The sequence below is a fragment of the Pseudomonas caricapapayae genome (assembly GCF_001400735.1).
Taxonomy (GTDB): domain Bacteria; phylum Pseudomonadota; class Gammaproteobacteria; order Pseudomonadales; family Pseudomonadaceae; genus Aquipseudomonas; species Aquipseudomonas caricapapayae.
This window is the reverse complement of record NZ_LJPW01000083.1, coordinates 12389-28473: the sequence shown is the minus strand read 5'-3', so window position 1 is coordinate 28473 and position 16085 is coordinate 12389. Positions and strand designations below refer to the sequence as shown.

Here is a 16085-nt window from a genome sequence, read left to right as displayed (position 1 = left end):
CAGCCGGGCAGGCTTCGGTTAAAAAAGTATCAGCCGATGATTCGCCATGCGTTTGTTCAGGTCTCGACAGGCTGCTGTAATCACGCCGTCCACCATGGTGATCGGGCCGTGGCCAACAACAAAAACAATGACTCCCGCCAGTCAAGGCGCGGGGTGGAGTGCCATAAGATGAACATCCGGAAAGCGCTTTTTCTGTCAGCGGGCGTGTCCGTCGCCCTTATCGGCATGGCCGCTCAGGCCAGCGAAACCGTGACGATTGCCACCGTCAACAACGGTGACATGATCCGCATGCAGCGCCTGTCGAAAATCTTCGAGCAGCAACATCCTGACATCAGACTCAACTGGGTAGTGCTGGAAGAAAACGTCCTGCGCCAGCGCCTGACCACCGACATCGCCACGCAGGGTGGCCAGTTCGACGTGTTGACCATCGGCACCTACGAGACCCCGCTATGGGGTGCAAAACAGTGGCTGGAGCCGGTCACAGGCCTTGCGCCGGACTACGATCTGGGGGACATCTTTCCCTCGGTGCGCCAAGGCTTGTCAGTCAAGGACACGCTTTATGCCCTGCCCTTTTATGGCGAAAGCACCATCACTTACTACCGCACCGACTTGTTCAAGCAGGCAGGCTTGAGCATGCCCGAACACCCGACCTGGACGCAGTTGGGCGAATTCGCCGCGAAGCTGCATCAGCCCGACAAGGGCGTTTACGGCATGTGCCTGCGTGGCAAGGCCGGTTGGGGTGAGAACATCGCGCTGCTCAGCACCATGGCCAATGCGTTCGGCGCGCGCTGGTTCGATGAGCAGTGGAAGCCGGAACTGAACAGCCCGGAATGGAGCAAGGCGGCGAATTTTTACGTCGATACACTCAAAAACTACGGCCCGCCGGGCGTGTCGAGCAACGGCTTCAACGAAACACTCGCGCTGTTCAACAGCGGCAAATGCGCGTTGTGGGTGGACGCCAGCGTAGCCGGCTCGTTCACCACCGACAAGGAGCAGAGCAAGGTGGTCGACAGCGTCGGCTTTGCGCCTGCGCCGGTCGAAGTGACCGACAAGGGCTCGTCATGGCTCTATGCCTGGTCGCTGGCGATACCGGCCACCTCCAGGCACAAGGAAGCAGCCAGGACGTTCATCACCTGGGCGACGTCCAAGGCCTACATCCAGCTGGTCGCCGAGAAAGACGGTATCAGCAATGTACCGCCTGGCACCCGGACCTCTACCTACAGCGAGGCTTACCTGAAAGCCGCGCCGTTCGCCAAGGTCACGTTGCAAATGATGCAACACGCCGACCCTGCACACCCCTCGGCCAAACCCGTGCCTTACGTGGGCATCCAGTACGTGACGATTCCGGAGTTTCAGGCCATCGGCACCTCGGTCGGCAAGCTGTTCTCGGCCGCCGTGACCGGCCAGAGCACCACTGAACAGGCGCTTACTGCTGCACAGGCGGTCACCGAGCGCGAGATGAAACGCGCCGGTTATCCGAAGTAAAGCGGCAGCCCTCAACTGTATTGGACGGATGATGAACCATGAAACGACTTGAAGGTAAAAGCGCGCTGATCACCGGATCGGCGCGGGGCATAGGGCGGGCCTTTGCACAGGCCTATATTCGGGAAGGTGCTCGTGTAGCCATTGCCGACATCAATCTGGAGCGCGCACAGGCCACGGCAACCGAGCTGGGCCCGAACGCTTATGCGGTCAGGATGGACGTGACGGAACAGGCGTCCATCGATCAGGCCATCGCCACAGTGGTCGCGCAGACCGGCAAGCTGGATATCCTCATCAACAACGCCGCGCTGTTTGATCTGGCCCCGATTGTCGACATCACCCGCGACAGCTATGAGCGGCTGTTTTCAATCAATGTCGCCGGCACGCTGTTCACGTTGCAGGCAGCGGCGAAGCAAATGATTGCCCAGGGGAACGGCGGCAAGATCATCAACATGGCCAGCCAGGCCGGTCGCCGCGGCGAAGCGCTGGTGGCAGTTTACTGCGCGACCAAGGCGGCGGTTATCAGCCTGACGCAATCAGCCGGTCTGGACCTCATCAGGCATGGCATCAACGTCAACGCCATCGCACCGGGCGTGGTCGACGGTGAACACTGGGATGGCGTCGATGCGATGTTCGCCCGGTATGAAAACCGGCCGTTGGGCGAGAAGAAGAAACAAGTGGGCGAACAGGTGCCTTACGGACGCATGGGCACGGCGGATGACCTGACCGGCATGGCGATCTTTCTCGCCTCTGGCGACAGCGAATACGTGGTGGCGCAGACCTACAATGTCGATGGTGGCAACTGGATGAGTTAGGCAGCGACGGATGCAAGGATGAGCCGCACCACGCAAAAAACGCCGGTCGCCGCTTCCATTGCCGAAGCGATTGGCTAAGATGCGCGGACCGTCTGCTGCCTGAGGCGGCTCATTGATGTACAGGAGTACGAATGTCCACTGAAGAGGAGATCGCCATTTCCGGCGGTACACCTATGATTCCTGATCAGCGCCGGGAGCTGATGCTGCGTCAGTTGCGCAAGCATCAGGTGCTCAGCGTGCATCAGTTGATGGAGATGTTCGATTGCTCGCACATGACCATCCGCCGCGATATCGCCCAACTGGAACAGGAAGGCCGTGCCTATTCGGTCACAGGTGGCGTGCGTATCGCCAGCCAGGTCCACAGCGAACCCAGCCACCAGTCCAAGGCGGTTGTCGAGCTGCCGCACAAACAAGGCATGGCGCGACTCGCAGCGGGGCTTCTGCATCCGGACATGACGATTTACCTGGACGCAGGCACCAGCACGCTGGAAATCGTGCCGCATATCATTGCGTTGTCTGGCATGACGGTAGTGACCAACGACTTTGGTGTGGTCAACGCGCTGGCCGATGCTGCGCATGTGGATGTGATCCACACAGGCGGCCTGCTGGATCACCCGAACCGTTCGAGCGTCGGCGGGCTCGCTGCAGCCACTTTGCGGCAACTGGCCACCGACGTGGCCTTCATGTCCACCAGCTCGTGGGACCTGCAACGCGGCACCACCACGCCGTCGGCGCTGAAGGTCGAGGTCAAGCAGGCCGCCATGCAGTCTGCATCGCAGACGGTACTGATCGCCACCAGCTCCAAATACGGCACCTTCGGCATGTACAAGGTGGCCGGACTCGAGCAGTTCGACACCATCATCACCGACGCGGCACTGGCCGAAGCGGCTGCCGACGGGATCCGCAAACAGCGGATCGAACTGCTGCTGGCACCCGTGGCCGGAAAGCGACAGGCCCTGGATATCAAGCCCTGAACCTCATTGCGGTGATCAGCAGGTCAAAAAAAACCCCGGTCTCTCGACCGGGGTTTTTTATTCAGCGCAGAGCAGGTATCAAGCCTTGGCTTTCTTGGCAGCGCGGGTACGCTCGCTTTCGTCCAGGATCTTCTTGCGAAGACGGATGGACTTCGGCGTGACTTCGCACAGCTCGTCGTCCTGGATGAATTCCAGAGCCTGTTCAAGGGTGAACTTGACAGGTGGAACCAGAGCGATGGTTTCGTCTTTGCCCGAAGCACGCATGTTGTCGAGCTTCTTGCCTTTGGTAGGGTTCACACCCAGGTCGTTGTCGCGGCTGTTCAGACCAACGATCTGACCACCGTAGATTTCCTGACCGTGCTCGACGAACAGCTTGCCGCGCGCTTGCAGGGTTTCCAGGGAGTAGGTCAGTGCCTTGCCGGTTTCAACCGAAACCAGAACGCCGTTCTGACGGCCGGACATGTCGCCGGACTTCATCACGTCGTAACGGTCGAAGATCGAGGTCAGGATGCCTGCACCGGAGGTGAGGGTCAGGAACTCGTTACGGAAACCGATCAGGCCACGGGCCGGGATGTTGTACTCGAGGCGAACACGGCCCTTGCCATCCGGAACCATGTTGGTCAGGTCGCCTTTACGCAGACCCATCTGCTCCATGATCGCGCCCTGGGATTCTTCCGGCAGGTCGATGGTCACGTTTTCGTACGGTTCGTGCTTGACTTCGCCAACGCGACGGATGATCACTTCAGGACGACCAACGCCCATTTCGAAGCCTTCGCGACGCATGGTTTCGATCAGAACCGAGAGGTGCAGCTCACCACGGCCGGAGACTTTGAACTTGTCGGCGGTGTCGCCTTCTTCAACGCGCAGAGCAACGTTGTACAGCAGTTCCTTGTCCAGACGTTCCTTGATGTTACGGCTGGTGACGAACTTGCCTTCCTTGCCGCAGAACGGCGAATCGTTAACCTGGAAGGTCATCGAAACGGTCGGCTCGTCGACGGTCAGCGGCTTCATCGCTTCAACATTCAGCGGGTCGCACAGAGTGTCGGAGATGAACAGCTGGTCGAAGCCGCTGATGCAGACGATGTCGCCGGCAGCTGCTTCTTCAACGTCCACACGGTGCAGACCGTGGTGACCCATCAGCTTCAGGATACGGCCATTACGCTTCTTGCCTTCGGCATCGATAGCGACAACCGGAGTGTTTGGCTTGACGCGACCGCGAGCGATACGGCCAACACCGATGACGCCCAGGAAGCTGTTGTAGTCCAGAGCCGAAATCTGCATCTGGAACGGGCCGTCACGGTCAACCTTTGGCGCAGGAACGTGATCGACGATCGACTGGTACAGCGGGGTCATGTCTTCAGCCATGTCGGTGTGTTCCAGACCGGCAATACCGTTCAGGGCCGAGGCGTAGACGACTTTGAAGTCCAGCTGTTCTTCGGTGGCACCGAGGTTGTCGAACAGGTCGAAGATCTGGTCCAGAACCCAGTCCGGACGCGCGCCTGGACGGTCGACCTTGTTGATGACCACGATTGGACGCAGGCCGGCTTCGAACGCCTTCTTGGTCACGAAACGGGTTTGCGGCATAGGGCCGTCCTGGGCATCGACCAGCAGCAGTACGGAGTCGACCATCGACATCACGCGCTCTACTTCACCACCGAAGTCGGCGTGGCCCGGGGTGTCCACGATGTTGATGTGGTAGCCATTCCAGTTGATCGCGGTGTTCTTCGCGAGAATGGTAATACCGCGCTCTTTTTCCTGGTCGTTGGAGTCCATCACGCGCTCGTCGTTGAGCTCGTTGCGCTCAAGGGTGCCGGACTGGCGCAGGAGTTTGTCTACCAGGGTGGTCTTACCATGGTCAACGTGAGCAATGATGGCGATGTTGCGTAGATTTTCGATCACTTGTGTATCTCGATCAGAGGATTCGGTCTGCTGACTGTTTAAAGGCAGCGATTAACTATTTCGAGTCGGCAAAAGCCGTTACGGCATGACGACTGGTGTCGGGGGGCCGGTGACGCAAGCCACAGGCAAACAGCCCCGGGCACTTAGCTCGGTCGATATACGCGCACATTGGCATGCCCCTCACTGAGCAAATGGTGAGCATGCAGGCGACTCATGACGCCTTTGTCGCAATACAGCAGGTACTGGCGCGTGTCATCCAGTGCCTTGAAACGGCTGTTCAATGCGTAGAACGGCAACGTCTGTATCTCCACGCCGGGCACTTGCAGCGGCTGGTCTTCCTGGGCATCCGGGTGACGGATGTCGATGATGACCTGACCGGCCAGCGCCTGGCTGACTTCTTCTATATCGACATTGCGGCTCAGATCGTCGATGACCCGATCGATCGAAACCAGCTTTGCGCGCTCGAGCGCCTGCTCGAGAATCGCCATGTCGAACTGTTTTTCTTCGTACTCAACGCGATTTCGCTTGGCGTTGGTCTTGGGGTTGACCGAAATCACCCCGCAATATTCAGGCATGTGCCGGGCAAAATCAGCGGTGCCGATTTCAGTCGCCAGGTCCACGATGTCCTGTTTGTGGCTGGCCACCAGCGGCCGCAGGACCAGTTTGTCGGTCGCTGCATCGATCAGTGACAGGTTTGGCAGCGTCTGGCTGGAAACCTGAGAAATAGCCTCGCCGGTAACCAGCACATCGATTTCAAGACGATCAGCCACGGCGGATGCAGCGCGTAACATCATACGCTTCAAAACTACACCCATATGACTGTTATCGACTTTCTGCAGAATTTCTCCGAGAACTTCCTCGAACGGCACGCTGACAAACAGCACCCGCTGCGAACTGCCGTACTTCTTCCAGATGAAGTGCGCGACTTCCATTACGCCCAGTTCATGGGCACGTCCGCCCAGATTGAAGAAGCAGAAGTGTGCCATCAGGCCGCGGCGCATGATCTGGTAGGCCGCAACGGTCGAATCGAACCCGCCGGACATCAATACCAGTGTCTGCTCCAGCGCACCCAGCGGGTAACCGCCCATGCCCTGATGTTGGTCATGAACGACGAACAACCGTTGGTCGCGAATTTCCATCCGCACGACCAGATCGGGCTTTTTCAGCTCGATTCCGGCAGCACCACACTGCATCCGCAACTTGCTGCCGACGTATTTCTCGACATCCATTGAGCTGAAATCGTGGCGGCCGGCGCGTTTGCAACGCACTGAGAACATCTTGCCGGGCAACAGGTCGGCATAGTGCAGTTTGCACTTGGCAACGATGTCGTCCAGATCGCCCAGCGGGTACTCGGCCACCTGCAGGAAATTGGCAATTCCCGGCATGCAGCTCAGCCGCTCCCTGATGCCCTGCAGCACTTTGGGGTCGGTCAGCCGGGTTTCGACCTCAAGGTTGTCCCATACGCCACCCACGACAATGTCCGCGTCCAGTTCCCGGAGCACGGTACGAATGTTCTTGCCCAGCTGCCGGATGAATTTCTTGCGCACCGGAGGGCTTTTGATGGTGATTTCAGGGAAAACTTTAACGATTAGTTTCATGGAAACGGAGCGCGAGGTGCCGACCAAAAAAGGGGGGCGCGAATTATAGCGGAAATTGCTCAAGGTTTAACCAGTTATCGTACACGCAATCGATGACGCACCAAAAAGAGTCGACGCACCAAATTGCAGCGCCATAAAGGTGCGCAATTTTCCCTCACAACGCCTTTTCGCCCTCTGAAAGCCTGCATTTGAAGCAAAAAACCCAACACGGGGCACTGGCATGCAAATTGCTCCCTTGTGAGGCAGGTTGCCTTGGCAGAGTATTCGCGCCGGCATCACCCAAATTCAAGGGACCACAACTCTATCAAGTCGGTCTCTAGCCACCCGGAGGACACCATGTCGAAGTCGGTTCAACTCATCAAAGATCATGACGTTAAATGGATTGATCTGCGCTTCACGGACACCAAGGGCAAGCAGCAGCACGTCACCATGCCTGCGCGCGATGCACTGGAAGACGATTTCTTCGAAGTCGGCAAAATGTTCGACGGTTCCTCCATTGCTGGCTGGAAAGGTATCGAAGCCTCCGACATGATTCTGCTGCCGGACGACGAAACCGCACTGCTCGACCCGTTCACCGAAGAGCCGACCCTGGTGCTGGTCTGCGACGTCATCGAACCTTCGACCATGCAAGGCTACGACCGCGACCCGCGTGCGATTGCCCACCGTGCCGAGGAATACCTGAAGTCCACCGGTATCGGCGACACCGTCTTTGTAGGCCCTGAGCCAGAGTTCTTCATCTTCGACGAAGTGAAGTTCAAGTCCGACATCTCCGGCTCCATGTTCAAGATCTTCTCCGAACAGGCTTCCTGGATGACCGACGGCGACGTCGATGGCGGTAACAAAGGCCACCGTCCTGGCGTCAAGGGTGGCTATTTCCCGCTGCCACCAGTCGACCACGACCACGAAATCCGTACCGCAATGTGCAACGCCCTGGAAGAAATGGGCCAGGTCGTGGAAGTTCACCACCACGAAGTAGCCACTGCCGGCCAGAACGAAATCGGCGTGAAATTCAACACGCTGGTCAAGAAGGCTGACGAAGTCCAGACCCTGAAGTACTGCGTACACAACGTTGCCGATGCATACGGCCGTACCGCTACTTTCATGCCCAAGCCACTGTACGGTGACAACGGTTCGGGTATGCACGTACACATGTCCATCTCCAAGGATGGCAAGAACACCTTCGCGGGCGAAGGCTATGCCGGCCTGTCCGACACTGCCCTGTTCTTCATCGGCGGTATCATCAAGCACGGCAAGGCACTGAACGGTTTCACCAACCCGTCGACCAACTCCTACAAGCGTCTGGTCCCGGGCTTCGAAGCTCCTGTCATGCTGGCCTACTCGGCGCGTAACCGCTCCGCGTCGATCCGTATTCCTTACGTCTCCAGCCCACGCGGCCGTCGTATCGAAGCACGTTTCCCGGATCCGGCAGCCAACCCGTACCTGGCATTCGCTGCCCTGCTGATGGCTGGTCTGGACGGCATCCAGAACAAGATCCACCCTGGCGACGCTGCTGACAAAAACCTGTATGACCTGCCGCCTGAAGAGGCCAAAGAGATCCCACAAGTTTGCGGCAGCCTGAAAGAAGCCCTGGAAGAACTGGACAAGGGCCGCGCGTTCCTGACCAAGGGCGGCGTATTCAGCGACGACTTCATCGATGCCTACATCGAGCTGAAAAGCGAAGAAGAAATCAAGGTTCGCACCTTCGTACACCCACTGGAATACGAGCTGTACTACAGCTGCTGATCCAGCCACGCCAGCATTGCCGGCGTAACGGGAGACCTCCTTCGGGAGGTCTTTTCGTTTCTGATAAACAGATTTTTTATTTTTGTGCGGTAGCGGGATACCGTATTACCAGAAAAATACCGGGCAGACTTCTGGCTTGAATTTCAGCCAGCAAGGTTAATCCCCGCATGACATACCGACTCCTTATTGCAACAGCGCTACTCGTACTGACTGGCGGCGCTGCTGCCCAACAAGCGCAAACCACCGTCGACTCCCGCGTCCTGCTGAAAAGCCAGTCCTCCTGGGACGGTACGCCTTACGAGTCCTACCCCGAAGGCCGGCCGGAACTGACCCTTCTGAACATCAAAATTCCTGCAAACACAGCACTGAAATGGCATAGCCACCCGATTCCCAATGCTGCCTATGTGGTCGCCGGAGAAATCACGGTGGAGGCCAGAGACAGCAAGAAGCGTATTCACCTGAAAAAGGGCGATGCACTGGCGGAAATGGTCGATATCGTGCATCGCGGCCAGACCGGCGACATGCCGGTCGAACTCATCGTTTTCTACGCAGCGACAGCGGCGACGCCCTTGTCGCAATAGCCTCACAGCAGCCTGTCAGTCGGGTGGTGAAGTTTTCTTCACCACCCGACACTGGCTCTGACCGGTTAGCTGGAGTTAAATCTTCGCCTCACCCACCGATTCGAGATGGAGCTGCTATGCGCCTGCTTCTGGCCACATCCCTGCTGACGCTGACGTGCATGTCTTCCTGCTTCGCCTTTGCCGCCGAGCAAAAGCCTTCTGCCCTTGAGCCATTGCTGCAGGCAATCAGCGAGCGCCTGAGCATCGCGGATCAGGTTGCACTGAGCAAATGGGACAGCGGCAAGGCCGTTGAAGACCCGCCGCGCGAGCAGCAAGTCATCAGCGCAGCCCAGGCGCGTGCTGCCGAATTCAAGCTGGACCCGGACGACATCCAGCGTCTGTTCCGCGCACAGATCGAGGCCAACAAACAGGTGCAGAACGCCCTCCTCGCCCAGTGGCACGCGGCAGGCAAGGCACCCGACACGGCCAGGCTCAGCCTGGCAGACGACATCCGTCCGAAACTGGATCGCCTGCAGACCCAACTGCTACAGGCGTATGCAGACTTTCAACCGCTACGTAACGCCGAGAACTGCAGGGTTCAGCTGGATTCAGCGCTGCGGCGATACCAGACTGACGCGATTCACGATCAGGCGCTGGTGCTGGCCACTGCCGACCTTTGCTCGGCAAAACTCTGACACATCAGGTGGATAGCGCAGCATAGGGCGATGTGTTCTATGCTGACGGCCAATCGTGCCCCTGCTGTCGAGAGTCCCATGCGTCAAAGTCTGATTTGCCTGCTGCTGATGATCAGCCTGCCTGCGCTGGCGCAGATCTATAAGTACACCGATGCGAACGGCAACACCGCGTTCAGCAATCAGCCACCCGACGGCACCAGGACCGAGGTGGTCGAGTTGCCGCCACTCAACAGTATCGAAACACAGGCGCCCGCCAGACCGGTCGTCAACAGCCCGCCGCAATCGGCTCCGGCACAGCCACAACCACAACCACAACCACAAACCGCCTATGACGTACTGGAACTGACAGACCTTCCTACCGATGAAGCGTTACGCGCCAACAATGGCACGTTTATCATCGGCGTGAAAATCCAGCCGCGCCTGCAGCAGGATCATCGCCTGCAACTGCTGCTGGACGGTAATCTGTATGGACAGCCCTCCAACCTGCCACGCTTTCAGGTAGTCAACATAGATCGCGGCGAGCACAGTTTCGCGGTGGTCGTGAAAGACGGCGAACGGATCATTCAGCAAAGCGAGACCATCACGCTGACCGTCCAGCGCGTACACCTCGGCAAGCCATGAACAGATACAGAATGCGCAACCTGCTCACCTGCCTGTTGTTGCTGTGGACGCTGCCCGCAGCAGCCGACGTGTACACCTATATAGATGCACAGGGTAATCGGGTGTTTACCGATCAGCCGCGCAAGAACGCTACACGCGTCGACATTCCACCCAGCAACAACATGACCGGCACGCCGCCGACCCGGACGCTGAAGGCACACCCCGCCAAACCTGCAGTACAACCGATGTTTCACTATCAGTTGCTGAGAATCCTGGTGCCCGAACCGGACACCACGCTGGTCAATCCCGGTGGCGACCTGATCGTTACCGTCACCAGCGAACCGGTGTTACAGCCCGGTCACAGTTATCGTCTGCTGCTGGACGGTGTTGCCGTCGGCCAGGCGGGACGCAGCCCGGTTTTCCCGCTGAGCAATGTGGATCGCGGCACGCACCAGTTATCGGTGGAGATTTTTGACGAGCTTGGCAGGGTTCTGGAAAAAACCCCCAATCAGCCTTTTCACCTTCAGCGCATATCCCTTGCGCAAAAGCGTGCGACTCATCCGTGCAAGGATGACGATTTCGGCGTACGCCCCGAGTGCCCGCTCAAGGACAAGCCCGAGCCGAAAAGCAGCATCCTGCCTTTCTTCTGATCCCCGATAAAATCAAAGCACCTTTTTGGTGCGCCATATGCGCACCTGCGCAACAATACAGCCCAATTTGGTTCAGGAACGCTCTGCAGGTAGCGCCGTATGCGGGCACTCTCTCGAAAAACCGCCCGCCTTTGCAGATAAAGCGCTTCTTTTCGGAGCCTTGGTTTGTTTTTTGCAACTTCACTGGCACAGCACCGTATTGGTGGCTTTGCTCCTGCTGGCGCAGACCAACCAGCACCAGCATTGCGCGACTGCAATGTGCCAAAAGAGGTCAACACGATTCATGACTATCAGCGATGCGCTGCACAGACTGTTACTGGATAACCTGACCACTGCCACCATTCTGCTCAACGCCGATCTGCGTCTTGAGTACATGAACCCGGCGGCGGAAATGCTGCTGGCCATCAGCGGGCAGCGCAGCCATGGGCAATTCATCAGCGAGCTGTTCACCGAGTCGGCCGAAGCCTTGAGTTCGCTGCGCCAGGCAGTCGAACAGGCTCACCCTTTCACCAAACGCGAAGCGATGCTCACTGCACTGACCGGTCAGACCCTGACTGTCGACTATGCGGTGACGCCGATTCTCAGCAAGGGCGATACCCTGCTGCTGCTTGAGGTACACCCGCGTGACCGGCTGCTGCGCATCACCAAGGAAGAGGCGCAGTTGTCCAAACAGGAAACCACCAAGATGCTGGTGCGCGGCCTGGCTCACGAAATAAAGAATCCGCTGGGCGGCATTCGCGGAGCCGCACAACTGCTGGCCCGCGAGTTGCCGGAAGAGAGCCTCAAGGATTACACCAACGTCATCATCGAAGAGGCCGACCGCCTGCGTAATCTGGTCGACCGCATGCTGGGCTCCAACAAATTGCCGTCGCTGGCCATGACCAATGTGCATGAAGTGCTGGAGCGAGTGTGCAGCCTGGTCGAAGCAGAAAGTCAGGGCTGCATCACATTGGTGCGCGACTACGATCCAAGCATCCCTGACGTCTTGATCGACCGCGAGCAAATGATTCAGGCCGTGCTCAATATCGTGCGCAACGCGATGCAGGCCATCAGTGGCCAGAACGAGCTGCGCCTGGGCCGGATCACCCTGCGTACCCGCGCCATGCGCCAGTTCACCATCGGGCACGTTCGCCATCGACTGGTGAGCAAGATCGAGATCATCGACAACGGCCCCGGTATTCCGGCCGAACTTCAGGAAACCATTTTCTACCCAATGGTCAGTGGCCGCCCGGATGGCACAGGGCTAGGTCTTGCCATTACCCAGAACATCATCAGCCAGCACCAGGGCTTGATCGAGTGTGACAGCCATCCCGGCCACACCACGTTCTCGATCTTCCTGCCGCTGGAACAAGGAGCAGCTTCGACATGAGCCGTAGTGAAACTGTCTGGATCGTAGACGACGATCGTTCTATTCGCTGGGTACTGGAAAAGGCCTTGCAACAGGAAGGCATGACCACACAGAGCTTCGACAGCGCCGACGGGGTGATGAGCCGTCTGGCCCGTCAGCAACCGGACGTGATCATTTCCGACATCCGCATGCCCGGCGCCAGTGGTCTGGACCTGCTGGCACGGATTCGCGAGCAGCATCCGCGTCTGCCGGTGATCATCATGACTGCCCATTCGGACCTGGACAGCGCAGTGGCCTCTTATCAGGGTGGCGCGTTCGAGTACCTGCCCAAACCATTCGACGTCGACGAAGCCGTATCGCTGGTCAAGCGTGCCAATCAGCACGCTCAGGAACAGCAGGGTCTGGACGTCGCGCCGACGTTGACCCGCACCCCTGAAATCATCGGTGAAGCGCCGGCGATGCAGGAAGTGTTTCGCGCAATCGGTCGCTTGAGTCATTCCAACATCACGGTCCTGATCAACGGTGAGTCGGGGACCGGTAAAGAGCTGGTCGCTCATGCACTGCACCGCCACAGCCCGCGCTCGGCGTCGCCGTTCATTGCGCTGAACATGGCGGCGATTCCCAAGGACTTGATGGAATCGGAGCTGTTCGGCCACGAAAAAGGCGCCTTCACCGGCGCGGCCAACCTGCGTCGCGGTCGTTTTGAGCAGGCCGACGGCGGCACGCTTTTTCTCGATGAAATCGGCGACATGCCAGCCGACACCCAGACCCGCCTGCTGCGTGTGCTGGCCGATGGCGAGTTCTACCGGGTTGGCGGGCACACGCCGGTCAAGGTCGACGTGCGCATCATTGCCGCGACTCACCAGAACCTCGAAACCCTGGTGCAGGCCGGCAAGTTCCGTGAGGACTTGTTTCACCGTCTGAACGTGATCCGCATTCACATTCCACGCATGTCGGACCGTCGCGAAGACATCCCGACCCTGGCCAAGCATTTCCTGAGCCGTGCTGCGCAGGAACTGGCGGTCGAACCCAAGCTGCTCAAGGCCGAGACCGAGGAATACCTCAAGCACCTGCCATGGCCAGGCAACGTTCGTCAGCTGGAAAACACCTGCCGCTGGATCACGGTCATGGCTTCGGGTCGTGAAGTGCACATCAGCGACCTGCCACCGGAACTGCTGAGCCTGCCGCAAGACGCCGCCCCGGTCACCAACTGGGAGCAGGCCTTGCGTCAGTGGGCCGATCAGGCGTTGTCTCGCGGTCAGTCCAGCCTGCTGGACAGTGCCGTGCCGACGTTCGAACGGATCATGATCGAAACCGCCCTCAAGCACACCGCCGGCCGCCGCCGCGATGCCGCCGTGCTGCTGGGCTGGGGTCGCAACACCCTGACCCGCAAGATCAAGGAACTGGGCATGAAGGTCGATGGCGGGGATGACGACGAGGCTGATGAAGGCTGAGTGGTTATATGATGGTCGTTCATGCCAATGCTCTGAATTGGCATGAACGACCAGTCAATGCAGGACACAGAGCATCCGGAACTGCATTCCCACGCGGAGCGCGGTAACGATAGTCAAAACAAGCGAAGCGCTGGCATCACTCAGCCAGCGATGGCTTTTCCCACAGGTTGATCCCGCCTTCCACCGCAAAACTGTCGATCTCGGTCAGCTCTTCCGGGCTGAACGCCAAGTTCTTCAGTGCGCCGACGTTTTCGATGATCTGCTCGGGACGGCTCGCGCCGATCAGCGCCGACGTCACGCGCGGGTCGCGCAGCGTCCAGGCCAGAGCCATTTGCGCCAGGCTTTGTCCGCGACGCTGAGCGATTTCGTTAAGCGCGCGCACATGGGCAATATTCTGCTCGGACAGGTGCGAAGCCTGTAGCGAGCCACCGCCCGGACGGTTGACCCGTGCATCCTTGGGCACGCCGTTCAAATACTTGTCAGACAGCAGCCCCTGAGCCAGCGCAGTGAAGGCAATCACACCGGCACCCAGCTCTTCGGTCGCGTCGAGCAGGTCTTTTTCGACCCAGCGGTTGAGCAGGTTGTAAGCCGGCTGGTGGATCAGCAACGGCACTTTCCACTCGTTGAGCAACGCAGCGATCTCGCGAGTCTTGGCCCCGGAATACGAGGAGATACCGATATACAGAGCCTTGCCCTGCTGCACCGCGGTGGCCAGTGCGCCGGCGGTCTCCTCCAGCGGAGTGTCCGGATCGAAGCGGTGAGAATAGAAGATATCGACGTAATCCAGCCCCATGCGTTGCAGGCTCTGGTCAAGGCTGGCGAGCACGTATTTACGCGAACCACCACCCTGGCCGTAAGGACCCGGCCACATGTCCCAACCCGCTTTGCTGGAGATGATCAATTCATCGCGGTAGTGCTTGAAGTCTTCGCGCAACAGGCGACCGAAGTTGATCTCGGCACTGCCGTAGGGCGGACCGTAGTTGTTGGCCAGGTCGAAATGGTTGATACCCAGGTCGAACGCTGTGCGCAACATGGCACGCTGCGTGTCGATCGGCGTGCTGTCGCCGAAGTTGTGCCACAGGCCGAGCGACAGCGCCGGAAGCACCAGCCCGCTGCGGCCGGTACGGCGATAAGGCATGTCGTTGTAACGATTTTCGGCAGCGATGTAGGTCATTGAATCCTCTCTTGTCTGGGGATATTCGAGGCGTTCTGCGGTGCGTTCGCGAGCCGGAAAAATCTGCTCGCCACGCGAGAATCATGGCTTTTGCCAGACCACCTTCTGGATATCGACCCGCTTGGGTATCAGGTGGTTGTCGTAAAACAGATCGGCGGTCGCCTGCTGCGCACGTACGATTTCGGGTGTGATCGGCAGGCTGGGCGATTCAGGTCGATGATCAAGATACTGAGTGATGACTGCTTCGGACAAGCCCATGCTGCGCGCCAGGATCTGAATACTCTCGGTGCGCTGCGAGCGGGTCAGCCCATCGGCCACAGTCAGCTCATCAAGGACGTGCTGCACCAACGCAGCGTTTTCCTCGGAAAACGCCCGGCGTGCGGTATAGAACGGCCCGGACAGTCCAAGCCCTTCACCATTGGCCAAGAGGCGGCTATGGCCTTCGCTCATGGCAATGGAGTAATACGGGTCCCAGATCGCCCAGGCATCGACGCTGCCGTTTTCAAAAGCGGCGCGGGCATCGGCAGGGGTCAGGTATACCGGCTGAATATCCTTGAAGGTCAGGCCTGCCTTGTTCAGCAGACGCAGCACCACGTTGTGGGAGCTGGAGCCTTTCTGAAGGGCGACCTTGCGGCCCTTCAATTCCGCAACGCTGTGCAGCGGGCTTTCATTGCGCACCAGCAGGGTTTCCGCCTGCGGCTTGGCCGGTTCTGCGCCGATATAGACCAGATCGGCACCTGCGACCTGAGCGAAGATCGGCGGAATGTCGCCGGTCGAAGCGATGTCCAGGCTTCCAATGTTCAACGCCTCCAGCATTTGCGGGCCGGCCGGAAACTCGATCCATTTGATTTTCTTTTCTGGAAAACGCTTCTCCAGCAGGCCGTGCTCCTTGGCCAGCACCAGCGTGATCGAGCCTTTCTGGTAGCCGATGCGCAAGGCGTCAGGCTCGTCGGCAGAGGCTGCATTGAGCAAGCCGCTGAAAGCCAGAATGGCGGCGATGAAGGTGAATGGTTTCATGGGTAATCCTTTAATTCAGTGGTCTATGCCCTAAAGCCATTGCCATACACAAATCTTTCTTTGATTCTGCCCGCAG

At 58.8% G+C, this 16085-nt stretch carries 14 protein-coding genes; 10 read left to right on the top strand and 4 right to left on the bottom strand.

Translation table 11 applies throughout. The features are described 5' to 3' along the window. The first annotated feature begins 225 nt into the window (after positions 1-225). The 3 genes from ALO80_RS12625 to ALO80_RS12615 all read left to right on the top strand — a co-directional run bounded on the left by ALO80_RS12625 (position 226) and on the right by ALO80_RS12615 (position 3271). Entirely contained in the window at positions 226-1485 is a 1260-nt protein-coding gene (locus tag ALO80_RS12625) for an ABC transporter substrate-binding protein (RefSeq protein ID WP_375233057.1), read from the top strand. A 38-nt stretch (positions 1486-1523) separates the two neighbouring features. Further along, the gene (locus ALO80_RS12620) at positions 1524-2297 is read left to right on the top strand and encodes an L-iditol 2-dehydrogenase (RefSeq protein WP_055009247.1); all 774 of its coding nucleotides are present in this window, start codon (positions 1524-1526) and stop codon (positions 2295-2297) included. A 131-nt stretch (positions 2298-2428) separates the two neighbouring features. Beyond that, positions 2429-3271: a DeoR/GlpR family DNA-binding transcription regulator gene (locus ALO80_RS12615; protein WP_054988530.1), complete on the top strand. Its 843-nt coding sequence runs from the start codon at positions 2429-2431 to the stop codon at positions 3269-3271. A 78-nt stretch (positions 3272-3349) separates the two neighbouring features. Here the strand turns inward: ALO80_RS12615 and typA are convergent, their stop codons facing one another. Then, positions 3350-5170: a translational GTPase TypA gene (gene typA / locus ALO80_RS12610; protein WP_054988529.1), complete on the bottom strand. Its 1821-nt coding sequence runs from the start codon at positions 5168-5170 to the stop codon at positions 3350-3352. Positions 5171-5313: 143 nt separating this feature from the next. Continuing rightward, positions 5314-6768: a tRNA uracil 4-sulfurtransferase ThiI gene (thiI, locus tag ALO80_RS12605; RefSeq protein ID WP_054988545.1), complete on the bottom strand. Its 1455-nt coding sequence runs from the start codon at positions 6766-6768 to the stop codon at positions 5314-5316. 336 nt (positions 6769-7104) lie between these two features. Here thiI and glnA point away from each other — a divergent pair, with 336 nt between their 5' ends. The 7 genes from glnA to ntrC all read left to right on the top strand — a co-directional run bounded on the left by glnA (position 7105) and on the right by ntrC (position 13818). Next, the gene (glnA, locus tag ALO80_RS12600) at positions 7105-8511 is read left to right on the top strand and encodes a glutamate--ammonia ligase (protein WP_054988528.1); all 1407 of its coding nucleotides are present in this window, start codon (positions 7105-7107) and stop codon (positions 8509-8511) included. A 167-nt stretch (positions 8512-8678) separates the two neighbouring features. After that, entirely contained in the window at positions 8679-9092 is a 414-nt protein-coding gene (locus ALO80_RS12595) for a cupin domain-containing protein (protein WP_055009246.1), read from the top strand. Positions 9093-9208: 116 nt separating this feature from the next. Beyond that, the gene (locus tag ALO80_RS12590) at positions 9209-9766 is read left to right on the top strand and encodes a chorismate mutase (protein WP_054988526.1); all 558 of its coding nucleotides are present in this window, start codon (positions 9209-9211) and stop codon (positions 9764-9766) included. 78 nt (positions 9767-9844) lie between these two features. Next, entirely contained in the window at positions 9845-10387 is a 543-nt protein-coding gene (locus ALO80_RS12585) for a DUF4124 domain-containing protein (RefSeq protein ID WP_083493255.1), read from the top strand. A gap of 11 nt (positions 10388-10398) precedes the next feature. Further along, positions 10399-11016, top strand: a complete 618-nt coding sequence (locus tag ALO80_RS12580; RefSeq protein ID WP_055009244.1) for a DUF4124 domain-containing protein — start codon at positions 10399-10401, stop codon at positions 11014-11016. Between the two features lie 283 nt (positions 11017-11299). Next, positions 11300-12385: a nitrogen regulation protein NR(II) gene (gene glnL / locus ALO80_RS12575; protein WP_002555720.1), complete on the top strand. Its 1086-nt coding sequence runs from the start codon at positions 11300-11302 to the stop codon at positions 12383-12385. Further along, entirely contained in the window at positions 12382-13818 is a 1437-nt protein-coding gene (gene ntrC / locus ALO80_RS12570; RefSeq protein ID WP_002555721.1) for a nitrogen regulation protein NR(I), read from the top strand. The genes glnL and ntrC overlap by 4 nt, the downstream gene beginning before the upstream one ends. A 136-nt stretch (positions 13819-13954) precedes the next feature. On the opposite strand, the gene mgrA is transcribed toward ntrC, so the two are convergent. Both mgrA and ALO80_RS12560 read right to left on the bottom strand, forming a co-directional pair. After that, positions 13955-14992, bottom strand: a complete 1038-nt coding sequence (gene mgrA, locus ALO80_RS12565; protein ID WP_055009243.1) for an L-glyceraldehyde 3-phosphate reductase — start codon at positions 14990-14992, stop codon at positions 13955-13957. 81 nt (positions 14993-15073) lie between these two features. After that, positions 15074-16009 (bottom strand): sulfonate ABC transporter substrate-binding protein, encoded by a 936-nt coding sequence (locus ALO80_RS12560; RefSeq protein ID WP_055009242.1) that lies wholly within the window; start codon positions 16007-16009, stop codon positions 15074-15076. Positions 16010-16085: the final 76 nt, after the last annotated feature.